This window comes from Shinella sp. GW821-FHT10F02, assembly GCF_058809275.1.
The window spans coordinates 36,846-59,475 of record NZ_JBXASL010000013.1 but is presented as its reverse complement, the minus strand read 5'-3'; the positions used below and the strand labels follow the sequence as shown (position 1 = coordinate 59,475).

Here is a 22,630-nt window from a genome sequence, read left to right as displayed (position 1 = left end):
AACGATCTTTCGAGGGGCTGGCGCATGATCCTGACGCCCGCCGGCGCCGCCGCGGAGCCTGCGGCGCTCGAAGGCTTTTCCGATGTCGTCGACGCCCCTGTCCCCGGCACCGTCGCCGGTGCGCTGGAACGCGCCGGCCGCTTCGACCGCACGGCGCCCGCGCCGCTCGATCATCTCGACGCCTGGTATGTGCTCGACCTCGCCGAGGCGCCGGGAGCGGCTGTCCTGCATTTCGAAGGCCTCGCCACGATCGCCGAGATCTGGTGGAACGATGCGCTGGCGCTGTCCTCCGACAGCATGTTCGTGCGTCACGAACTGCCCGTCACGCTCACCGGCAGCGACCGCCTCGCCCTCTGCTTCCGCGCGCTGAAACCCCACCTTGAAAAACGCGGGCCTCGTGCCCGCTGGCGGCCGCAGATGATCACACCGCAAGGCCTGCGCCTCGTGCGCACCACGCTGCTCGGCCGCATGCCGGGCTGGTGCCCGGAGGTTCACGCCGCCGGCCCCTGGCGTCCTGTGCGCCTCTCACGGCCCACGTCGGCCCTTCCTGCCGATATCCGAATTTCCTCGCGGCTCGACGAGAACGGCACCGGGCGGCTCGATGCTCGCTTCAGCTTCGACAGCGCTACCCCGCCGATGGTGGAATGCGCGGGCGCGACCGCTGTCGCCGTGGCCGATGGCGAAGGTAGTTTCAGCGCCAGCCTCACGATTGCCGACGTCGCAGCCTGGTGGCCGCGCACGCATGGCGAGCCCGTTCTGCATGACGTCTCCCTCCTCGCGGACGGCAAGCGCCACGCGATCGGCCACACCGGCTTCCGCCGCATCGCAATCGACCGCGGCGCAGATGGCCGGGACTTCGCCCTCCTCGTCAACGGCGTAAAAATCTTCTGCCGCGGTGCTGTCTGGACCACGGCCGATATCGTCGATCTTCCCGGCAATCGCGAGCGATACGAACCGCTGCTGAGGCTCGCCGCGGACGCCAACATGAACATGCTGCGCATCGGCGGCACCATGGCCTATGAGACGTCGGACTTCTTCGCGCTGTGCGACGAGCTCGGGCTGATGGTCTGGCAGGATTTCCAGTTCGCCAATTTCGATTACCCGGCAAACGATCCCGCCTTTGCGGAGAACGTGCGCAAGGAAGTGTCTCAGTTTCTCGACGCAACCGCCGCCTCGCCATCGCTCGCCGTGCTGTGCGGCGGCAGCGAGATCGACCAGCAGGCGGCGATGCTCGGCCTGCCGGAGGCGTCGTGGGCCGGGCCGCTGACCCGAGAAATCCTGCCCTCGCTCGTGGCAACTCACCGCCCCGACGTGCCCTATGTCGAAAACTCGCCGAGCGGCGGCGCGATGCCCTTTTCGCCGAATGCCGGCGTGACGCATTATTACGGTGTCGGCGCCTATTGCCGGCCGCTGGAGGATGCCCGGCGCGCCGAAGTGCGCTTTTCCGCCGAAAGCCTCGCCTTCGCCAATGTGCCGGAGCAGCAGACGCTGGATGCGCATCTGCCCGTGCCCCCCGTGCACGATCCGCGCTGGAAGGCCCTCGTCCCGCGCGACCGGGGTGCCTCCTGGGATTTCGAGGATGTGCGCGACCATTATCTCAGCTTGCTCTACGGCCACGACCCAGCACGTCTTCGCCGCGAGGACCCAGCCCGTTATCTCGATCTCTCCCGCGCCGTCGTGGCCGAGGTGATGGAGGTGACCTTTGCCGAATGGCGCCGGTCGCAATCCACCTGCAACGGCGCGCTCGTCTGGACCTTCCAGGACCTGCTGCCCGGCGCCGGCTGGGGCATCGTGGATGCGACCGGCCTGCCGAAATCCGCCTGGCATGCGCTGCGCCGCGCCTTCCGCCCGGTGCAGGTCGTGCTCTCGGACGAGGGCACCAATGGGCTGGACGTGCACGTCATCAACGACAGTGCGGATGAACGGCATCTGGTGCTGGAGCTTTCCTGCCTGCGCCATGGCCGCCAGGCTGTCGTCAGCGGACGGCGCGCGATCACCCTTGCCCCGCATTCGGCCGAAACGCTGCCGGCAACCGACCTCTTCGGCGCTTTCTTCGACACGACCTATGCCTTCCGCTTCGGCCCGCCCTCCCACGACGTGACCGTCGGCCGGCTGACCGATGCGGATGGAACGGTGGTTTCGGAGACATTTCATTTCCCGCGCGGCCGGGCGGAGGCCCTGTTTTCCGCTGCCGCGACGGCGGCGCTGCGGCAGGATGCAGAAGGCTGGGTTCTGGATGTGTCGGCGGATCGTTTCGCCCAGTCCGTCGCAATCGAGGCCGAAGGCTTCGTGCCGTCGGACAATTGGTTCCACCTGGCGCCCGGCGCCCTGAAAACCATCCGCCTTGCGGCCCGCGCCGGCACCGATCCCGCGGCAAAACCCGCCGGAGAAATCCGCGGCCTCGGCCTGGAGGCCGTCGTCAGTTTTTGAGCTTCATGCGGGACGTCGAAGACCGGACCACAGGAAATCACCGATGATTTTCTGCAGTCGGCCGTGCTTCAGAAGAAAACGTGCAACGGCCACTGCACCGGGCGGCGGGAATAGGAAAGCCGGCTGCCTTCGAGCGGAAGCCTGTCCTGCTCGCCGGAATCAACCGTCTCTTCGGCCTCGCGGGTTTCTTCGGTCTTCGGCTGGAAGCCGACTGGATAGAGGTTGAAGTAACCGAGCGTCACGCCACCGAGATACATCATGCCATCGCTTCCGTTGCTGTTACGATCCGGTCAACATCATGGCAAAATCGTGGCATCTGTCAATAGTCCATAAAATTAGTGCTCTATTCGACCCTTGATTGCACGGCGCCCGTGGGGTTACGAGGCATCTCCACACCACCGGATCGACCGCTTGTATACGCTGGACCAGACCGAGACTTTCGAGCAGGAAATCCGCAAGAGCCGGTTCCGCGCGATCGCCTGCCCGGTCGAGAGCGAGGTGGAGGCAAAGGCGCGGCTTGCAGAGATTTCCGAAACGGCGGCCACCCACAATTGCTGGGCCTGGCGGATCGGCCAGGCCTATCGCTTCAGCGACGACGGCGAACCGAGCGGCACGGCGGGAAAGCCGATCCTGCAGGCAATCGACGGGCAGGCGCTCGATCGCACGCTTGTGGTCGTCACGCGCTGGTTCGGCGGCATTCTTCTGGGGAGCGGCGGGCTCATCCGCGCCTATGGCGGCACGGCGGCCCTCTGCCTGCGCGCCGCCGCCAAGACCGAATATGTCGAGCGGGTCGCGCTTTCCGTCTCGCTCGGCTTTTCCGATCTCGCCCTGGTGAAGGCGCGGCTTGCCGCCCTGCCGGGGCTGGTGATGGACGACGAGGCCTATCACGATACGGGCGCACGCCTATCCTTCCGCGTGCCGGCTGACAAGGCGGAGGAGACCGGCCGGCTGATCGTGGATCTCACCAGCGGGCGGGCCGAAATCTGCGATTGAGGCCAGATTCACCCTGTTCGCCAAAATAAAATCCCCTTCCCTTTCGCGGCCTTTCCGGAGAACGGTTTGGCGCGGCGGCGAAGCAACGCCGAATGCCTTGTTGCGAGGGGCGGGATAGACGCAAAGATGCGCTCCCGGCGCCTCCGGCAGCGACGGCTTGCCGCTATAGGCAAGGCGGAATTTTCGTTCTACACCCGCCGGGATATATTCTCGCGGGCCGTTTGCCTGCGATCCCGCACGACAGAGAGGACGAGACCCATGAGCCTGCGCATCAACGACATCGCTCCGGACTTCACCGCCGAAACCACCGCCGGCACGATCGGCTTCCATGAGTGGATCGGCGACGGCTGGGCCGTGCTCTTCTCGCACCCCAAGAATTTTACCCCCGTCTGCACCACCGAGCTCGGCGCCATGGCCGGCCTCGAAGGCGAATTTCGCAAGCGCGGCGTCAAGATCATCGGCATCTCGGTCGATCCGGTGGAAAGCCACGGCAAGTGGAAGAACGACATCCGCACCGCCACCGGCTTCGACGTCGAATATCCGCTGATCGGCGACAAGGACCTCGCGGTCGCAAAACTCTACGACATGCTGCCGGCCGCCGCCGGTGAGACATCCGAAGGCCGCACGCCCGCCGACAACGCCACCGTGCGCTCGGTGTTCGTCATCGGCCCGGACAAGAAGATCAAGCTGATCCTCACCTATCCGATGACGACGGGCCGCAATTTTGCGGAAATCCTGCGCGCGATCGATTCGATCCAGCTCACCAGCAAGCACCAGGTGGCAACGCCCGCCAACTGGCAGCAGGGCGAGGACGTCATCATCACCGCCGCCGTTTCCAACGAAGACGCCATCACCCGCTTCGGCGCCTTCGACACGGTGCTGCCCTATCTGCGCAAGACCAAGCAGCCGGCCGCCTGATCAGGCACCGGCCGGAGAGAGCCAACCTCTCCTGTGTCATGCTCGGGCTTGACCCGAGCATCCACCGCCTCTCCGTTGCCTGAATCCTCGGCTCAAGGCCGAGGATGACGTTGGTGGGGAGGAATGCGACGAAACAAAACAGCCCCGGCAAGCCGGGGCTGTTTTCATTTCTATTGGATGAGGATGGCGCGGAAATCGTTGACGTTGGTGCCGGTCGGGCCGGGCACGAAAAGGTCGCCGAGCGCGTCGAAGGCGGTCCAGCTGTCGTTGCGGCCGAGATAGTCGGCGGCGTCCTTGCCCTTGCCGGCGAGGCGCGCGACGGTGGTGCCGTCGGCGAAGGCGCCCGCATTGTCTTCCGAACCGTCGATGCCGTCCGTATCGGCGGCGAGCGCGGAGAGACCGTCGAGGCCGTCAGTGGCGCAGGCGAAGGACAGCAGGAACTCGCCGTTGCGGCCGCCCTTGCCCTTGCCCTTGATGGTGACGGTGGTTTCACCGCCGGAGAGCACGACGACGGGCTTTTGGAACGGCCGGTCGCGGCGCACCACTTCCGCTGCGATCGCCGCATGCACGCGGCCGACTTCGGCGGCCTCGCCCTCGATGGCATCGGAGAGGATGACGGCCTCGACGCCGGCCTTGCGCGCGGCATCGGCGGCGGCCTCCAGCGAGACGGCGGCGGAGGCGACGAGCTTGACCTCGTTGCGGGCGAAGCAGGCATCGGACGGCAGCGGCGGCTCGTCCTGGCCATCGCGGATATGGCGCATCACGGCTTCCGGTAGATCGAGGCGGTAGCGCTCGATGAAGCGCAGCGCGTCGGCGCGGGTGGTGGCGTCGGCGATGGTCGGGCCGGAGGCGACGAGGGCGGGATTGTCGCCCGGAATGTCGGAGACGACGAGGGAGACGACGCGCGCCGGGTGGGCGAGCGCGGCGAGGCGGCCGCCCTTGATGCGCGAGACCTGCTTGCGCACGGCATTCATGGCGCTGATCGGCGCGCCGGAGGCGAGCAGGGCGCGGTTGACGGCGATTTCGTCGGCCAGCGTCAGGTCGCCGGCGGGTGCGGGCAGCAGGGCGGAGCCACCGCCGCAGATCAGCGCCACGACGAGATCGTCTTCGGTGAGGCCGCGCACGGCGGCCATCAGCCGGCCGGAGGCGAGCAGGCCGCTGTCATCCGGCACCGGATGGGCGGCTTCGAGCACCTCGATGCGTTCGCAGGCAACGGCATAGCCATAGCGCGTGACGATCACGCCGGTCAGCGGCGCATCCCACAGGCGCTCGAAGGCGCGGGCCATCTGCGCAGCCCCCTTGCCGGCGCCGATCACCACCGTGCGGCCCTTCGGTTTTTCCGGCAGGTTGGCGGCCAGCACCTTTTCCGGGTCGGCGGCGGCGACCGCGGCGTGAAAGAGCGTTTCGAGAAAGGCGCGCGGATCGGCGATATCAGGCATGGGGTTCCTCCAAGTCTGCGGAATGCTGGTCTTATGAACACGAAGCCCCTCATCCGCAAGCCTGCGTCACCTCCCGAATGAAGATGATGCGGCGGGATGAGGGGCTCGTATTTCCTCCTCCAGGATGGGTGACCGGGCGGGGCTCCCCTCCCCGCCCGGTCAGGCCGTCATGCGACGGCGTGGTTCGCCATGCGCTCCAGCGCCGTGACGAGACCTGAGTGATCGAGGCCGGCATCGCCGTGAGCGGCGCACTGGTTGAAGAGTTCCTGCGTCGAGGCGGTGTTGGGCAGCGAAACGCCCAGCGCCTTGGCGCCCTGGAGGGCCAGGTTCAGGTCCTTCTGGTGCAGCGAGATGCGGAAGCCCGGATCGAATGTACGCTTGACCATGCGCTCGCCATGCACTTCGAGAATGCGCGAGGAGGCGAAGCCGCCCATCAGCGCGGCGCGCACGCGGGCCGGATCGGCACCGGCCTTCGAGGCGAAGACGAGCGCTTCGGCTACGGCCTCGATGGTCAGCGCCACGATGATCTGGTTGGCGACCTTGGTCACCTGGCCGTCACCGCAATCGCCGACGAGCGTGATGTTCTTGCCCATCAACTGGAACAGCGGCAGCGCCCGGTCGAAACTTTCCTGCGAGCCGCCGGCCATGATGGAGAGCGTGGCGTTCTTGGCGCCCACTTCACCGCCGGACACCGGACCGTCGACATATTCGGCGCCGGTCGCGCGGATCTTCTTGGCGAATTCCTTGGTCTCGATCGGCGAGATCGAGCTCATGTCGATGACGAGCTTGCCGGCGGAGAGACCATAGGAAACACCGTTTTCACCGAACAGCACGTCCTGCACTTCCGGGGTGTCGGGCAGCATGAGGATGATCGTGTCGACGGTCTCGGCCAGCGCCTTCGGGCTGTCGACGATCTTCAGGCCGTTGTCGAGGAGTTCCTGACGCGGTGCGATTGCGAATTTCGAGGTGATGACGGTGTGGCCGGCGTCCTGAAGATGACGCGCCATGGGCGTGCCCATGATGCCGAGGCCGATGAAACCGATATTTGCCATGATGCTAACTCCCAGTCTTGAAAATGTTTGGTGGCTCAGCGGCCGACTTCGGCCAGCCAGCCGAGACCTTCCTGCGTGGTGGCGGCCGGCTTGTATTCGCAGCCGATCCAGCCGTCGTAGCCGAGCGCGTCGAGCGTCTTGAACACGAAGGGATAGGCGATCTCGCCGGTGCCCGGTTCGCCCCGGCCCGGATTGTCGGCCAGCTGCACATGGGCGATTTTCGCCTGGTGCTTCTTGAAGGTGCCGATCAGTTCGCCTTCGGTGCGCTGCTGGTGATAGAGGTCGTACTGGATGAACAGGTTGTCGCTGCCGACTTCCGCGATGATCGAGGCCGCCTGGTCGGGCGTGTTGAGGTAGAAGCCCGGAATGTCGAAGCGGTTGATCGGCTCGATCAACAGCCGGATTCCGTGTTTGCCGAGTTCGGCGGCCGCGAGCTTCAGGTTGGCGACGAAGGTCGAGCGCAGCACTTCGTCGGAAGCGCCGACCGGGGCGATGCCGGACAGGCAGTTGACCTGCTTGCAGCCGAGCGCCGTCGCATAGTCGATGGCGGAAGCCACGCCGCGGCGGAACTCGTCGACGCGGTCCGGCAGGATGGCGATGCCGCGCTCGCCGCCGGCCCAGTTGCCGGCCGGCAGGTTGTGCAGCACCTGCGTCAGCCCATGGAGATCGAGGGCGGCGCGCAGCGCTTCCTTGTCGAAATCATAGGGGAAGAGGTATTCCACACCCTCGAAGCCGGCCTTCGCGGCCAGCGCGAAGCGTTCGAGGAACGGCGCCTCGTTGAAGAGCATGGTCAGATTGGCCGCAAATTTCGGCATTTTTTTCTCCTTAGTCCAGCAGTGCCATCGTGGCAGTCGGGGCATCTTCGCCGCGTTCGGCAAGCTCCTCGAACTCGACGACGGCATTGATGTCGGCGCCCATGGCGATGTTGGTGACGCGCTCCAGGATGAACTCGATGACGACGGGAACCTGGTGTTCCTTCATGAGCTTCTGCGCCGTGTTGAAGGCTTCCTGGAATTCGTTCGGGCTGCGGACCCGGATCGCCTTGCAGCCAAGTCCTTCGGCGACCGCGACATGGTCGACGCCGTAGCCCGGCTCCGCATCGTCCGATGCATTGACGTTGTCGAAGGCGAGCGAGACTTCGAAGTCCATGTTGAAGCCGCGCTGAGCCTGGCGGATGAGGCCGAGATAGGAATTGTTCACGACCACATGCAGGTAGGGCAGCTTGTGCTGGGCGCCGACCGCAAGCTCCTCGATGAGGAACTGGAAGTCGTAATCACCGGACAGCGCCACGATCGGGCGGTCCGGATCGGCGGCACGCACACCGAGCGCTGCCGGCAGCGTCCAGCCGAGCGGACCGGCCTGGCCGCAATTGATCCAGTTGCGCGGCTTGTAGACATGCAGAAACTGCGCGCCGGCGATCTGCGAAAGACCGATGGTCGAGACGTAGCAGGTGTCGCGATCGAAGGCCTTGTTCATCTCCTCGTAAACGCGCTGCGGCTTCAGCGGCGTCTGGTCGAAATGGGTCTTGCGCAGCATGGTGCGCTTGCGCTCGCGGCATTCCTCGGCCCAACCGGACCAGTCGCGCAGCTTGCCGGCGACCTTCCACTCCGTCGCAACGTCGAGGAAGAGTTTCAGCGCGGCGCCGGCATCCGACACGATACCGAAATCGGGCGTGAAGACGCGGCCGATCTGGGTCGGTTCGATGTCGACATGGACGAAGGTGCGCCCCTCCGTATAGGTCGGGATATTGCCGGTGTGGCGGTTGGCCCAGCGGTTGCCGACGCCGAGAACGAAGTCGGAGGCGAGCATGGTCGCATTGCCGTAGCGGTGCGAGGTCTGCAGGCCGCACATGCCGGCCATCAGCGGATGGTCGTCCGGGATCGTGCCCCAGCCCATCAGCGTCGGGATGACCGGGACGCCGATGATCTCGGCGAATTCGACGAGAAGATCGGAGGCATCCGCATTGATGATGCCGCCGCCGGCGACGATCAGCGGCCGCTCGGATGCGTTCAGCATGGCGAGCGCCTTCTCGGCCTGGGCGCGGGTGGCCGACGGCTTGTAGGGTTCGAGCGGCGCATAGGCGTCGATGTCGAATTCGATCTCGGCGAGCTGGACGTCGATCGGCAGGTCGATCAGGACGGGGCCGGGACGGCCCGAACGCATGGTGTGGAACGCCTTCTGGAAGACGTAGGGAACCAGCCCCGGCTCCATGACGGTGACCGCCCACTTGGTGACGGGGGCTGCGATCTTCGCGATGTCGACGGCCTGGAAATCCTCCTTGTCGAGGCGGGCGCGTGGCGCCTGACCGGTGATGCAGAGGATCGGGATCGAATCGGCCGAGGCCGAATAGAGGCCGGTGATCATGTCGGTGCCGGCCGGACCCGAGGTGCCGATGCACAGGCCGATATTGCCGGCCCGGGCACGGGTATAGCCTTCCGCCATGTGGCTTGCGCCCTCGACGTGGCGGGCGAGAACGTGGCGGACCGTGCCGCGCGCCCTCAGCGCCGAATAGAAGGGATTGATCGCAGCGCCCGGAACGCCAAAGGCACAATCAATGCCTTCCTTTTCCAGAACCAGGACCGCTGCATCGACAGCACGCATTTTTGCCATGGGAATTTCCTCCGTCTCTCGAGTTGGAAGGTAACCCATTTCCGGTCGCGCGCAATCATAAAATGGAAATCAATCCCATCATGTGGAAATAAACATTTTCAACGAAACTGGAACAATCGATCCGGGCCAGCTATGTCATGACGTCGGCGGACAGGAGAAAACGACATGGCGGACCATCAGGAAAAGACGCGGGCCAAACCGGGCCGCAAGGCCGGCGAGAATGCGGCGCCCTCTTCGGTGCAGGTGCTCGATCGCAGCCTGAAACTGCTGGAGCTCGTCGCGCAGGCCGATGGTGCCGGCCTGACCGAGCTTGCCGACCAGTCGGCGATGGCGCCCTCCACTGTGCACCGGCTGCTCACCTCGCTTGCCCAGCACGGCATGGTGACCCATGACAACGAGACCGGCGCCTGGACGATCGGCGTGAAGGCCTTCGAGATCGGCACCGCGTATCTGCGCTTCCGCAAGCTCGGCACGATCAGCCGGCCCTTCCTGAAACAATTGATGGAGGGTTGCGGCGAGACCGCCAACATCGCCATCGAGGACGACGGCGACGTGGTCTTCATCTCGCAGGTCGAAAGCCATGCGCCGATGCGGGCCTTCTTCCGCCCCGGGCGGCGCGGGCCGATCCATGCGTCCGGCATCGGCAAGGCGATCCTGTCGACCTGGCCGGATTCCCGCATCGAGGCGCTGCTCGCCGGCCGCACCTTGCAGCACTTTACCGACAAGACCCGCGACAGCGTGGCGATGTTGCTGGAGGATATCGCAAAGATCCGCATCCGCGGCTGGTCGATCGACGACGAGGAACACACGCTCGGTATGCGCTGCGTGGCCGCACCGATCTTCGACGAATATGGCGAGGCCGTTGCGGGGATTTCCGTGTCGGGACCGGCGGTGCGCCTGCCGGACGAGAAGGTCGGCGCCTTCGGGCCGGTCGTGCGCGCGGCTGCGGAAGAGTTAACCAAGGCGATGGGTGGACGCTCGAAGCGCGCTTGACTTTGCCGGCGAAGGGCTCAGTTTTGCCCGGTGAAAATCACGAGAGGATTTCCCGATGCGCACCGTCCGCCCCGCCGTTGCCGCCGCCTTCGCGCTTCTTGCCGCAAGCCCGGCCTTTGCAAAGATCCCGCTCGTCAACGCCACCTGCCCCGGCAAGATCGAGGTCCATGCCGACGAGGGCGGGCCGGTCTACATCAACGGCAAGGAAGCCAAGCTCCACGTCTTCAACGACAATTATTACGAGGCCAAGGGTGGCGGCGTGACGATCTCGCTCACCATCCGCCCGGACGGCTCGCCCGACGTGTCCTATACCGGACACGGCGGCGCGAACGGCGTTTGCACCGTCAAATAATCAGGCCGTTTCGAGAACGCGTTTTTCGACGGCCTTGCCCTTCCCCTTCATCGCCTTGCCGGCGACATAGACCTCGGCGACGCAGCGGTCGTCGCCCATGGTCTGGAGAATGAACAGCTCTTCGAGCAGCGAGGTCGCGGTGCGCATGCGATATTCCATCGCCGACTTAGCGCTGGAATCAAGCACGACGATATCCGCATCCGCGCCGGAATGCAGCGAACCGATATGGTTTTCCAGCCCGAGGGCGCGGGCATTTCCGAGCGTCATGCGGTAGAACGAGTTGAACGGCGTCAGCCGCTGGCCCTGCAGATGCAGCACCTTGTAGGCCTCGTCCATGGTTTCCAGCATAGAGAAGCTGGTGCCGCCGCCGACATCGGTGGCGACCGACCAGCGCGCGCCGAGCCTGTCGAAACGGTCGCGATCGAACAGGCCGGAGCCGAGGAAGAGGTTCGAGGTCGGGCAGAAGACGCCGACGGCGCCGGTCTCCGCGAGAACCGAAATCTCCCGGTCGCTCAGGTAGATGCAATGGCCGAGCAGCATGCGGTCGTTCAGCAGTCCGTAACGGGCGTAGATATCCGTATAGTCCTTGGCCTCCGGATAGAGCGAAGTTGCGAAGGCAATTTCGTCGCGGTTTTCCGAAAGATGCGTCTGGACGTAGCAGGAGGGATGTTCGGCGACGAGCGCTTGGCTCATCTCCAGCTGCTCCGGCGTCGAGGTGATGGCGAAGCGCGGGCTGATCGCATAATGCGCGCGGCCGCGGCCGTGCCACTTCTCGATGAGCCGTTTCGTCTCGTCATAACCCTGCTGCGGCGTGTCGCGTAGCGCATCCGGCGCATTGCGGTCCATCATCACCTTGCCGCCGATCATGCGCATGCCGCGCGCTTCGGCCGCCGAGAAATAGGCGTCGACGCTTTCGGGATGTACCGAGCAATAGGCGACGGCGGTCGTCGTGCCGTTCGAGAGCAGCTCGTCCATGAAGCGATCCGCAACGGCCGCCGCATGGGCGGGACGCGAAAACTTCTGCTCCTCGACGAAGACATAGGTGTTCAGCCATTCGAGAAGCTGCGCGCCGTAGGAGGCGATCGCCTGGGTCTGCGGGAAATGCAGATGCGTGTCGATGAGGCCGGGCAGGACGAGGTTCGGCCGGTGATCGGCGATCTCGACCTCGGCACCGGCGAGCTTGCGGACATCGGCATAGTTGCCGGTCTCGACCACCTTGCCGCCCCGCACGAAGACGGCGCCGTCCTCGAAATAGCGGTAGGAGGCGGTATCGTCGATGCCCTGCGGCTCGGTGACGAAGGTGAGCACGCGGCCCCGGATCAGACGTTCGCTCATTGGATTTTCTCCCCGCTCACGGCGCTTTCGTACCAGGAGACGAGCAGACGGCGCTCCTCGTCGGAAATCTGCGTCAGGTTTGCCGGCGGCATGGCGTGGCTGCGGCCGGCCTGCAGATAGATCTCGCGGGCATGGGCGGCGATTTCGCCATCCGTTTCCAGCACCACGCCCTTCGGCGGGGTGATGATGCCCTCCCAGCCGGGTTCCTTGGCATGGCACATGGAACAGCGGCCGAGCACCGTGTCACGCACCTTCGGGAAGGCCTCCGCCGTGATGAAGGACTGCTGGACCGCCGAGACCTTGGCATCCGCCGTCTCGCCGGTCAGCACCTTCGGCACCGTGGAGAGCCACATGATGAGGACGAAGAGCAGCGCGGTTGCAAGCCAGGTCCAGGTCGGGTTGCCGGCGTTGGCGTGGGTCGTGTTGAAGTAATGGCGGATCGTGACGCCCATCAGGAAGACCAGCGAGGCGATGATCCAGTTGAACTCCGTGCCGAAGGCCAGCGGATAATGGTTCGACAGCATGAGGAACAGCACGGGCAGCGTCAGGTAATTGTTGTGCGTGGAGCGCTGCTTGGCGATCTTGCCGTATTTCGGATCGGGCGTGCGGCCGGCAATGAGGTCGGCGACGACGACGCGCTGGTTCGGCATGATGATGAAGAACACGTTCGCCGACATGATCGTCGCCGTGAAGGCACCGAGATGCAGGAAGGCGGCGCGGCCGGTGAAGAGCTGGGTGTAGCCCCAGGCCACCGCGACCAGGATGAAATAGAGCGCCACCATCAGCCGCGTGTTGTCATTGCCGAAGGGCGACTTGCAGATGAGGTCGTAGATGATCCAGCCGAAGGCGAGCGAGGCCAGCGAGATGGCGATTGCCACGGGCTTGGAGACGTCGAGCACGTTCGGGTCGATCAGGTAGAGGTCGGCGCCCGCATAATAGACGAGACAGAGCATGCCGAAGCCGGAGAGCCAGGTGACGTAGCTTTCCCACTTGAACCAGACGAGGTGCTCGGGCATCGAGGCCGGCGCCACCAGGTACTTCTGGATGTGGTAGAAACCACCGCCATGCACCTGCCACTCCTCGCCATGGGCGCCCGGCGGCAGGGCGGGATGCTTCTTCAGGCCCAGGTCGAGCGCGACGAAATAGAACGACGAGCCGATCCAGGCGATCGCCGTGATCACGTGCAGCCAGCGCACGGCAAACATCAGCCAATCCCAGGCTATGGCATATTCGTACATAGGGACCTCCACCCACTTTTCATGGGCTTGTTTGCCATCAAGCGATTTTCTCGGAAATCCCGGTGAATCCCCAACACTTTCAAAAAAATCTATAAGATGGCCCCCACTTTGCTCTGCACGCCAATGTGGTAGAAGGAATCCATGTCCTATCTCGATAATGTGCGCGTCTTCGTTCGCGTGGTCGAACTCGGTACTCTTTCAGCGGCAGGGCGCGACCAGCGTGTCACCCCGGCGGTCGCCAGCAATCGCATCAAGGAGCTGGAGCGCCATCTCGGCGTGCGCCTCTTCAACCGCACGACGCGAAAGCTCTCACCGACCGAACACGGCCGCGTCTTCTACGACGGCGCCGTCAAGATCATCGAGGCGGTGAACGAGGCGGAGGCGGCGATCGCCGACCTCTCGCGCAACCCGAAGGGATCGCTCCGCATCACCGCGCCGCTCGGCATCGGCCGGCGGCTGATCGCCTCCGGCATTCCGGAATTCCACGACAAGTACCCCGATATCGAAGTGCGCGTGCGCCTGTCGGACCACAATGTCGATATCCTCGCCGAAGGCGTCGATGTCGCCTTCAAGCTCGGCGTGCTGGAGGATTCGAATCTCCGCATGCGCGGCATCCTCAATTGCGAACGCGTGCTCTGTGCGTCGCCCGCCTATCTCGCGCGGCGCGGCGTGCCGGCAATTGCGGATGCGTTGATTGCCGACAAACATGACTGTCTGCTGCTGCGGTATCCCGGTTCGAAGGAATATTTCTGGACGCTGTTGACCGCGGAAGGCCCGCGCAAATTCGAAGTCGCCGGCCCCTATGACAGCGACGACGGCGACGTCTTGACCCAATGGGCGCTGGAGGACCGCGGCATCATCAACAAGCCGCTGTTCGAGGTGAAGGCGCATCTGAAGGAAGGCCGGTTGGTCGAAATCCTGAAGGATTCCCCGCCCGCCTCTGTGCAACTCGCCGCGATCTATCCGCACAAGCGGTTCCAGGACCCGAAGGTCCGCCTGATGATCGACTTCATGGCCGAGCGATGTCAGCGGCTGATCGGCAAGCTGCTCGGTGACGCGCCTGCCGACGAAACTGCTAGCGGCTGACGGCCCGCAATCTATTGACCCGGCTATCGGTCCAGTTCAGCGCCGCCGTCATGATCTCGGCGGCGGCGAGCGTCGCGATAACCGCCGGGCGCTTGTCCTTGAGGGTGGTGCCGCCGATCGGGCAGATGAGGTTTTCGAACAGGCCCGGCTGGCCGAATTCGCGCGACAGCCAGTTGCGGAAGGTCGTGCGTTTCGTCTTCGAGCCGATCATGCCGACATAGGCGGCGTCGGCGCGCTTCAGCGCCTCGGCGGTGATGAGGAAATCGAGCGCGTGGTCGTGGGTGAGGATGACGAAGCTGCTGCCGGCCGGCGCGTCGCGCACCACGGCTTCGGGCATGGCCGTCAGGCAGGTTCCAATGCGCGGCACCGTGGACGCCATGAGCTCGTCCTCCCGCGTATCCACCAGCACGACGCGCAAGGGCGCCAGCGACAGCGCCATCGCGAGCGCATCGCCGACATGGCCGGCGCCGAAGACGTAGACATGCGGGCGCGCCGCCATTTCGCGATCGCTGCGGGAAATCAGGCTTTTGGCGAGCCCCGGGTTCATGGCGGTGAAGGAAAGCCCGACCCGGCCGCCGCAGCACTGGCCGATCTCCGGGCCGAGCGGCACGTTCATCGGCTCGGCCGCAAGCCCGGAGCGCAAGGCGCGCCGCGCCTGATCGATCGCCATATATTCGAGCTGCCCGCCGCCGATCGTCGCGAAGATCGCCCGGTCCGACACCAGCATCCAGGCATCGGTGTCGCGCGGCGTGGAACCCGCGGCACCCGTCACCTCGACCAGGATCGACACCGGTTCGCGGCGCAGAAAATCCCGGATATCTTCGCGCAGGGCGGGCATGACGTCACCCCTTCTTCTGAGCCTTGAGGCGCTCGATCGCCATCAGCACGCATTCCGGCGTTGCCGGCGCGTCGAGGCGCGGGCAGATCTTGTGATCCGCAACGCTCGCCACCGCGTCCGACAGTGCATGCAGCACGGCAAGGCCGAGCGGCAGCGGCGGTTCGCCGACGGCCTTTGAGCGATGGATCGTCGGCTCATAGGCCTCCGACCAGTCGGTGAGCGCTACGTTGAAGATTTTCGGCCGGTCGGAGGCGAGCGGGATCTTGTAGGTAGAGGGCGCATGCGTGCGAAGCCGCCCCTTGCCGTCCCACCACAGTTCCTCGGTCGTCAGCCAGCCCATGCCCTGGATGAAACCACCCTCGATCTGGCCGATATCGATGATCTTGTTCAGCGAACGGCCGGTATCGTGCAGGATATCGGTGCGTTCGACGATATATTCGCCGGTCAGCGTATCGACGGAGACTTCGGAACAGGCCGCGCCATAGGCGTAATAGTAGAAGGCGTGGCCGCGGCCCTTCGAGCGGTCCCAATGGATCTTCGGCGTCTTGTAGAAGCCGGCGGCCGACAGCTGGACACGCGCCATATAGGCCTTCTTGACGAGATCGTTAAAGGAGATCTCCGCATTGCCGATGCGCACCCGGTTGGGCAGGAACACCACCTGCTCGCGCGGCACCTGGTGTGTTTCCGCCGCGAAATCGATGAGCCGGTCCTTGATCTGGCGGGCGGCATTCTGCGCCGCCATGCCGTTCAAATCGGCGCCCGAGGAGGCGGCGGTCGGCGAGGTGTTCGGCACCTTGGCGGTCGTCGTCGCGGTGATTTTCACCCGGTCGAGATCGATCTGGAATTCTTCCGCGACGACCTGCGCGACCTTCAGGTGCAGGCCTTGGCCCATCTCGGTGCCGCCGTGGTTCATGTGCACGGAGCCGTCCGTATAGACATGCACCAGCGCGCCGGCCTGGTTCGATTCCGTCTTGGTGAAGGAAATGCCGAACTTGACGGGCGTCAGCGCCAGGCCGCGCTTGACGATGCGGCTCTTCGCGTTGAACTCAGCAATCGCCTTGCGGCGGCCGGCATAGTCGGCGCTCTCTTCCAGCTCGGCGACGATGCGCTGGATGATGCAGTCTTCCACCTTCTGGTGGTAGGGCGTGACGTTGCGCGTGCCCTCCACGCCCATCGCGTCGTAGAAATTCAGCTTGCGGATATCGAGCGGGTCCTTGCCGACGGCGAAGGCCACCTCGTCGATGACGCGTTCCGCGCCGACCATGCCCTGGGGACCGCCGAAACCACGGAACGCCGTGTTGGAGACGGTGTTGGTGTAGAGCGGCGCGGATTTGGCATGCACATGCGGGAAGAAATAGGCGTTGTCGCAATGGAACAGCGCCCGGTCGCCCACCGGGCCGGACAGGTCCGCCGAAAAACCGGCCCGCAGCGCGAAGGTGTAGTCGATGCCGAGGATGCGGCCCTCGTCGTCGAAGCCGACATCGTAGTCGATGGCGAAATCGTGCCGCTTGCCGGTGGCGGCCATGTCCTCGTCGCGGTCGAGCCGGACTTTTACGGCGCGGTTCAGCTTCTTGGCGGCGATGGCGGCCAAGGCGGCGCACTGGTTCGCCTGGGTTTCCTTGCCGCCGAAGCCGCCGCCCATGCGGCGCACTTCCACCGTCACGGCATGGCTCGGCACGCCGAGCGCGTGCGCGACCATGTGCTGTGTCTCGCTCGGGCCTTGTGTCGAGCAATAGACGAGCACCTCGTCATCCTCACCCGGCACGGCAAGCGAAACCTGGCCTTCGAGATAAAAGTGGTCCTGCCCACCGAGCCGCATGCGGCCCTTGATGCGGCGCGGGGCGCTTTCGAGGGCGGCTGCCGCATCGCCGCGCTTCAGCGTCAGCGGGGTGACCACCTGCCGATGGGTTTTGACGTCGAGGTCCCAGATGTCGATATCGGCCGGCAGTTCCTCATACTCGATCTTGGCAAGGCGCGCGGCGCGGCGGGCCTCTTCGCGCGTCTCGGCGATCACGCAGAAGATCGGCTGGCCGTGGAACTCGACCTTGCCGTTCGCCAGCACCGGATCGTCGTTCATGTAGGAGGGCGAGATGTCGTTGACGCCGGGCACGTCCTCGTGAGTCAGCACGTCGACGACGCCCGGCGCGGCGCGCACGGCAGAAAGATCGACGGACTTCAGGATGCCGTGCGCGACGGTCGAAAGGCCGAGGCCGGCATGCAGCGTGCCGGCGGGTTCCGTGATGTCGTCGATATAGACGGCGGTGCCGGCGACATGTTTGTGCGCCGAGTCGTGGCGCACGCTGGAATGCACGCCGCCGGCGATCTTTTCGGCCTTGAGGTCAGGGGTGTGCTTGTTCATGGCTCACGCAGCCTCGTATCTGGACACCTGCACCGGTGCCTCGCTGGACGTCGTTTCCATATAGAAACGCAGGAGAAGGTTTTTGGCCACCAGGGCGCGATACTCCGCGGTGGCGCGCATGTCGGTCAGCGGCGAAAAGTCCTCGGCATATTTTTCCATCGCCGCTCCCACCGTCGCCTCGGACCACGGCTGGCCTAGCAGTGCCGCCTCCACCGCGGCGGCGCGCTTCGGCGTCGCCGCCATACCGCCATAGGCGATGCGGATGTCGGCCACCGTGCCATCGTCGGCGAGCACCAGGCGGAAGGCGCCGAGCGTTGCCGTGATGTCCTCGTCGCGCCGCTTGGTCACCTTGTAGACGGCGAATTTTTCCGTCGCGGCGGGAATGGGCACCTGCACGGCTTCGACGAATTCGCCGGGCTGGCGATCCTGCTTGCCATAGGCGATGAAATAGTCTTCGAGCCGGATGGTGCGCCGCTCCGCGCCCTTGCGCAAGGTGAGCGATGCATCCAGCGCGATCAGCGCCGGCGGCGTGTCGCCGATCGGCGAGCCGTTGGCGATGTTGCCGCCGATCGTGCCCATGTTGCGCACCTGCTGGCCGCCGATGCGGGTGATCAAAGGGCCGAGCGCCGGGATATGCTGCGACAGCGTGGCGATCGCCTCGGAATAGGTGACGCCGGCGCCGAAGGAGACGATGCCGTCCTGCACGGAAATCGCCTTCAGCTCGTCAAGCCCGGCGATGAAGACCGGCGTGATGGCGCGCATATGCTTGGTGACCCACAGACCGACATCGGTGGAGCCGGCGACCACGGTGGCGGTCGGCGAGGCTTCCAGCACGGCGGCAAAATCGTCGAGGTTCGCCGGCACGATCCAGCGGTGTTTGCCCTCGCCGATCTCGACACGGGCGCCATCGCGCAGGCCCTTGAGGCGCGCGATCATGGTTGCGCGCTCGGTGAGCAGCGGGTCCTTGTCCGTGTTGCCGTAGCTCGAAATGGCGCGCGCGGCGCGCAGGATCGGCTCGTAGCCGGTGCAGCGACAGAGATTGCCCTGGAGCGCCGTTTCGATCTCTTGGTCGCTCGGGTTCGGCGACTGCATCCACAGCGCATAAAGCGACATGACGAAGCCCGGCGTGCAGAAGCCGCATTGCGAGCCGTGGTAATCGACCATCGCCTGCTGCACGGGATGCAGATGGCCGTCGCTTGCGGCAACATGCTCGACGGTCACCACATGGCAGCCATCCAGCGAGCCGAGGAAGCGGATGCAGGCATTGACGCCTTCATAGACGAGGCCGCCGGACGGCGTCAGGCGCCCGACCAGCACCGTGCAGGCGCCGCAGTCGCCCTCCGCACAGCCTTCCTTGGTGCCCTTGAGCAGGCGGGAAAGGCGCAGCCAGTCGAGCAGCGTGTGGTCCGGCGCCACATCGCGCAGCGCCACGTCGCGGCCGTTGAGGATGAAGCGCAGCTCGGAGCGGATCTCGACAGGCATGGTTCAGCTCCCGCGATAGGTGGAGTAGCTAAAGGGCGAGACGAGCAGCGGCACGTGATAATGCGCGCCCTCGTCGGCAAGGCCGAAGCGGATGGGGATGATATCGAGGAACATCGGGCCATCGCCCGTGCGGCCGAGATAGTCGCCGGCGTGGAAGCGCAGTTCGTAGGTGCCGGCCTTCATGGTCTCGCCGGCGAGAAGCGGCGCGTCGCAGCGGCCGTCATCGTTCGTCTCGGTGGTCTTCAGCAGATGGAAGGTATCGCCCTCGACCCGGAAGAGTTCGATGCGCAGCCCCTCCGCCGGTTTGCCGCGGGCGGTATCCAGGACGTGGGTCGTGAGCCGGCCGGCTCGCTCCAAATGTGACTGCATGATCTTCCTCCGCGTACACAGTGCTCCTCTCTCCACTATCCGTCAGCCCCTACCCCCTGAAAAGCGGCGGGATCGTTCGAGACTTTCAAAATTTCCGGGGGAATGGCCCACGCGATTTCGGGTTAGAAATTCGCCATGGACAGGGTTTGGAGGAGCGTTCCCATGCGATATTGCCGTGACATGCACGGATACGGACAGACACCGCCGGCGGCCGAGTGGCCGGGCGAGGCGCGCATCGCCGTGCAGTTCGTGCTGAACTACGAAGAGGGCGGCGAGAACTGCGTGCTGCATGGCGATGCCGCCTCCGAGGCCTTCCTCTCCGAAATCGTCGGCGCCGCCCAATGGCCGGGCCAGCGCCACTGGAACATGGAATCGATCTACGAATATGGCGCCCGCGCCGGCTTCTGGCGGCTGCACCGGCTGCTGACGGAAAAGGCCGTGCCGGTTACGGTCTATGGCGTCGCGACCGCACTTCAACGCTCGCCGGCCCAGGTCGCCGCCATGTTGGAAGCCGGCTGGGAAATCGCCTCGCACGGCCTGAAATGGGTCGAGCACAAGGATATGTCGGCCGAAGAGGAGCGCGCAGCGATTGCCGAGGCGGTCCGCCTGCACACGCTCGTCACCGGCGAGCGGCCGCGCGGCTGGTATACCGGCCGCTGTTCGGTGAACACGGTCGATCTGGTGGCGGAAGAAGGCGGCTTCGACTATGTGTCCGACACCTATGCGGACGACCTGCCCTATTGGTACGAGCATGGCGGCCGCCAGCAGCTCATCATCCCCTATACGCTCGACGCCAACGACATGCGGTTCGCGACGCCGCAGGGTTTCAACAGCGGCGACCAGTTCTTCAGCTACCTGAAAGACTCTTTCGACGCGCTCTATGCCGAAGGCAAGGCGGGCAGCCCGAAGATGATGAGCATCGGCCTGCACTGCCGCCTGATCGGCCGGCCCGGCCGCGTCATGGCGCTCGCCCGCTTCATCGACTATGTGCAGAGCCACGACAAGGTCTGGATCGCGCGCCGCATCGACATTGCCGAGCACTGGGCGAAGACCCATCCGCCGCAGAAGCAGGCCGAGCGCCCCTCGCAGATGCCGGAAGAGGCTTTCGTCAAACGCTTCGGCGATATTTTCGAGCATTCGCCCTGGGTCGCGCGCCGCGCCTGGGCCGGAGAACTTTCGCCGGCTAACGATACCGCGATCGGCCTTGCTGCAGCGCTCACCTTCCAGTTCCGCGCGGCAAGCGATGCCGAACGGCTCGGCGTGCTCGTCGCCCACCCGGACCTCGCCGGCAAGCTGGCCGAGGCCAAGCGCCTGACGGCAAGCTCGACCGAGGAGCAGGCGTCGGCCGGCCTCGATGCATTGACGGACGAGGAGCGGGCGCGCTTCACCGAACTCAACACGGAGTATGTCCGGAAATTCGGCTTCCCGTTCATCATTGCGGTCAGGGACAATACCAAGGCCAGCATCCTCGCCGCCTTCCAGACACGCATCGGCAATGACCGCGACGTCGAATTCGCTACTGCCTGCAAGCAGGTGGAGCGGATCGGCCTGCTGCGGCTCAAAGCCCTGCTGCCCGCCTGAGAGAGACCATGTCGACCGGCGCCCTGCCCGCGTTCACCCGTGGAACGATCAACCTTGCCGCGGCCAGCCTCGGGGCGAGGGGCGTCTTCGCGACGGATGAATTCTTCGGGCCGCTGTCGCGCATGCTGGCCGATGAACCGGCCGTCTTCCACCCCGGCCTTTATGACGAAAACGGCAAGTGGATGGACGGCTGGGAAACGCGGCGGCGGCGCGGGCCGGGCCATGACCACGCGGTCATCGCGCTCGCCACGCCCGGTCGCATTCGCGGCTTCGACGTCGACACCGCTTTTTTCACCGGCAATTTCCCGACAGCCTGCGCCATCGAGGCCTGTCATGCGCCGGAAGGCCCCGACGACCAGACGGCCTGGGTGGAACTGCTTGGACCCAGCCCGCTAGGGCCGAGCGCCCAGCATTTCTTCGATTGCGCCGCAGACGGGCTCTACAGCCATGTGCGGCTTCGCATTTATCCCGATGGCGGGGTGGCGCGGTTGCGGGTCTACGGCATTCCGACGCTCGTCCCTGCCGAAGGGCCGATCGACCTTGCCGCGGCGCTAACCGGCGGGCAGGTCATCGCGCTTTCGAACGGGCATTACGGCCATCAGCGCTTGCTCGCGCCCGGCCGCGGCGTCAATATGGGTGACGGCTGGGAGACCAGCCGGCGCCGCGAGCCCGGCCACGAATGGATCGTGGTCAAGCTCGCCACGCGGGCGACGGTGGAGAGCATCGTCGTCGATACCGCCCATTTCAAGGGCAATTACCCGGATGCCTGTTCCATGCAGGCCGCCGACCTGACGGGCTCGACGGGGGACCTCCCCACCCTTGTCAAAGCCGCGTCGATGTTCTGGCAGGAAATCCTGCCCGAGCAGAAACTGGCCGCCGACCGTATCCACACGTTCGACGGCCATCTCGTGAAGCGGGCGGGTGCGGTGACGCATGTCCGCCTCAACATCCATCCGGACGGCGGCGTCAGCCGCCTGCGTGTTTTTGGCCATCCGGCCGAGGGAGGAAAGACATGAAGACCATCGAGATCAGACGGTTGACCCGGGAGGCCTTCGCGCCCTTCGGCCAGGTCATCGAGCAGGACGGGGCGCCGAATTTCCCGATCAATGCGGGCAAATGCACCCGCTTCCACGACCTCGCCCATATCGAGACGACCGGCGAAAAGGCCCGGCCGATGATCAGCCTCTTGCGCGGCGAGCCCTATCCGCTGCCGCTGGAACTGAAGATGGTCGAGCGCCATCCGCTCGGCAGCCAGGCCTTCATTCCGCTCGGCGAAAGCCCCTTCCTCGTCGTCGTCGCCGAGGAGACGGAAAACGGCCCGGCCGAGCCGATCGCCTTTCGCACGGCACCCGGGCAGGGCGTCAATATCGGTCGCAATGTCTGGCACGGCATCCTGACCCCGCTCGAAACCGTCTCCGATTTTGCCGTGGTCGACCGCGGAGGCGAGGGCGTGAACCTCGAAGAGCACTTCTACGATGAAACCTTCCTGATCCGCTGATCCATCCACCGGGCAGCGGATCCGCCGGCCCGCCTCCACGGGCCGGCACTTTTTGGC

Annotated in this window: 20 protein-coding genes; 9 read left to right on the top strand and 11 right to left on the bottom strand. The window is 65.3% G+C overall.

Annotated elements, in window-relative coordinates:
* The first annotated feature begins 24 nt into the window (after positions 1-24).
* Positions 25-2,430: a glycoside hydrolase family 2 protein gene (locus AC1RWL_RS30610; protein ID WP_493097233.1), complete on the top strand. Its 2,406-nt coding sequence runs from the start codon at positions 25-27 to the stop codon at positions 2,428-2,430.
* A gap of 68 nt (positions 2,431-2,498) precedes the next feature.
* Here the strand turns inward: AC1RWL_RS30610 and AC1RWL_RS30605 are convergent, their stop codons facing one another.
* Positions 2,499-2,690: a hypothetical protein gene (locus AC1RWL_RS30605; protein ID WP_435266916.1), complete on the bottom strand. Its 192-nt coding sequence runs from the start codon at positions 2,688-2,690 to the stop codon at positions 2,499-2,501.
* A gap of 151 nt (positions 2,691-2,841) precedes the next feature.
* Here AC1RWL_RS30605 and AC1RWL_RS30600 point away from each other — a divergent pair, with 151 nt between their 5' ends.
* Both AC1RWL_RS30600 and AC1RWL_RS30595 read left to right on the top strand, forming a co-directional pair.
* Positions 2,842-3,423 (top strand): IMPACT family protein, encoded by a 582-nt coding sequence (locus tag AC1RWL_RS30600; protein WP_493097234.1) that lies wholly within the window; start codon positions 2,842-2,844, stop codon positions 3,421-3,423.
* A 258-nt stretch (positions 3,424-3,681) separates the two neighbouring features.
* Positions 3,682-4,341 (top strand): peroxiredoxin, encoded by a 660-nt coding sequence (locus AC1RWL_RS30595; RefSeq protein WP_256121354.1) that lies wholly within the window; start codon positions 3,682-3,684, stop codon positions 4,339-4,341.
* A 170-nt stretch (positions 4,342-4,511) separates the two neighbouring features.
* Here AC1RWL_RS30595 and AC1RWL_RS30590 read toward each other — a convergent pair whose 3' ends face one another.
* From AC1RWL_RS30590 to gcl, 4 genes are all read right to left on the bottom strand, one after another.
* The gene (locus tag AC1RWL_RS30590; protein ID WP_493097235.1) at positions 4,512-5,780 is read right to left on the bottom strand and encodes a glycerate kinase type-2 family protein; all 1,269 of its coding nucleotides are present in this window, start codon (positions 5,778-5,780) and stop codon (positions 4,512-4,514) included.
* Positions 5,781-5,947: 167 nt separating this feature from the next.
* Positions 5,948-6,832 carry a 2-hydroxy-3-oxopropionate reductase gene (locus tag AC1RWL_RS30585; RefSeq protein ID WP_435266919.1) on the bottom strand — a complete coding sequence of 295 codons (885 nt, stop codon included), beginning with the start codon at positions 6,830-6,832 and terminating at the stop codon, positions 5,948-5,950.
* A 35-nt stretch (positions 6,833-6,867) separates the two neighbouring features.
* Positions 6,868-7,647: a hydroxypyruvate isomerase gene (gene hyi / locus AC1RWL_RS30580; RefSeq protein ID WP_439626119.1), complete on the bottom strand. Its 780-nt coding sequence runs from the start codon at positions 7,645-7,647 to the stop codon at positions 6,868-6,870.
* Between the two features lie 10 nt (positions 7,648-7,657).
* Positions 7,658-9,442: a glyoxylate carboligase gene (gene gcl, locus AC1RWL_RS30575; protein WP_493097236.1), complete on the bottom strand. Its 1,785-nt coding sequence runs from the start codon at positions 9,440-9,442 to the stop codon at positions 7,658-7,660.
* 165 nt (positions 9,443-9,607) lie between these two features.
* On the opposite strand from gcl, the gene bhcR reads away from it, so the two are divergent.
* Both bhcR and AC1RWL_RS30565 read left to right on the top strand, forming a co-directional pair.
* Entirely contained in the window at positions 9,608-10,435 is an 828-nt protein-coding gene (gene bhcR, locus AC1RWL_RS30570) for an HTH-type transcriptional regulator BhcR (RefSeq protein WP_256121349.1), read from the top strand.
* 55 nt (positions 10,436-10,490) lie between these two features.
* Positions 10,491-10,787 carry a hypothetical protein gene (locus AC1RWL_RS30565; protein WP_493097237.1) on the top strand — a complete coding sequence of 99 codons (297 nt, stop codon included), beginning with the start codon at positions 10,491-10,493 and terminating at the stop codon, positions 10,785-10,787.
* Here AC1RWL_RS30565 and guaD read toward each other — a convergent pair whose 3' ends face one another.
* A complete protein-coding gene (gene guaD, locus AC1RWL_RS30560) occupies positions 10,788-12,122 on the bottom strand; it encodes a guanine deaminase (protein WP_493097238.1) in 1,335 nt (444 codons plus the stop codon).
* Complete coding sequence (locus AC1RWL_RS30555; RefSeq protein WP_435266924.1) at positions 12,119-13,360, bottom strand: urate hydroxylase PuuD; 1,242 nt, start codon at positions 13,358-13,360, stop codon at positions 12,119-12,121. The genes guaD and AC1RWL_RS30555 overlap by 4 nt, the downstream gene beginning before the upstream one ends.
* Positions 13,361-13,501: 141 nt before the next feature.
* On the opposite strand from AC1RWL_RS30555, the gene AC1RWL_RS30550 reads away from it, so the two are divergent.
* A complete protein-coding gene (locus tag AC1RWL_RS30550) occupies positions 13,502-14,446 on the top strand; it encodes a LysR family transcriptional regulator (RefSeq protein WP_493097239.1) in 945 nt (314 codons plus the stop codon).
* Here AC1RWL_RS30550 and xdhC read toward each other — a convergent pair.
* Genes xdhC through uraH form a run of 4 tightly spaced genes read right to left on the bottom strand, consistent with a single transcriptional unit; the run spans position 14,436 to position 19,494 of the window.
* A complete protein-coding gene (xdhC, locus tag AC1RWL_RS30545; RefSeq protein WP_493097240.1) occupies positions 14,436-15,284 on the bottom strand; it encodes a xanthine dehydrogenase accessory protein XdhC in 849 nt (282 codons plus the stop codon). The genes AC1RWL_RS30550 and xdhC overlap by 11 nt on opposite strands.
* Positions 15,285-15,288: 4 nt before the next feature.
* A complete protein-coding gene (gene xdhB / locus AC1RWL_RS30540; RefSeq protein WP_493097241.1) occupies positions 15,289-17,643 on the bottom strand; it encodes a xanthine dehydrogenase molybdopterin binding subunit in 2,355 nt (784 codons plus the stop codon).
* Between the two features lie 3 nt (positions 17,644-17,646).
* Positions 17,647-19,125, bottom strand: coding sequence for a xanthine dehydrogenase small subunit (xdhA, locus tag AC1RWL_RS30535; RefSeq protein ID WP_493097242.1), 1,479 nt, complete (start codon positions 19,123-19,125; stop codon positions 17,647-17,649).
* Between the two features lie 3 nt (positions 19,126-19,128).
* Positions 19,129-19,494 (bottom strand): hydroxyisourate hydrolase, encoded by a 366-nt coding sequence (gene uraH / locus AC1RWL_RS30530; protein WP_493097243.1) that lies wholly within the window; start codon positions 19,492-19,494, stop codon positions 19,129-19,131.
* A gap of 162 nt (positions 19,495-19,656) precedes the next feature.
* Here uraH and puuE point away from each other — a divergent pair, with 162 nt between their 5' ends.
* The 3 genes from puuE to AC1RWL_RS30515 are packed head-to-tail and all read left to right on the top strand — an operon-like array spanning position 19,657 to position 22,573.
* The gene (gene puuE / locus AC1RWL_RS30525; RefSeq protein WP_493097244.1) at positions 19,657-21,075 is read left to right on the top strand and encodes an allantoinase PuuE; all 1,419 of its coding nucleotides are present in this window, start codon (positions 19,657-19,659) and stop codon (positions 21,073-21,075) included.
* A gap of 8 nt (positions 21,076-21,083) precedes the next feature.
* Positions 21,084-22,091 (top strand): allantoicase, encoded by a 1,008-nt coding sequence (gene alc, locus AC1RWL_RS30520; protein ID WP_493097245.1) that lies wholly within the window; start codon positions 21,084-21,086, stop codon positions 22,089-22,091.
* Positions 22,088-22,573 (top strand): ureidoglycolate lyase, encoded by a 486-nt coding sequence (locus AC1RWL_RS30515; RefSeq protein ID WP_493097246.1) that lies wholly within the window; start codon positions 22,088-22,090, stop codon positions 22,571-22,573. Before alc ends, AC1RWL_RS30515 begins: the two co-directional genes overlap by 4 nt.
* Positions 22,574-22,630: the final 57 nt, after the last annotated feature.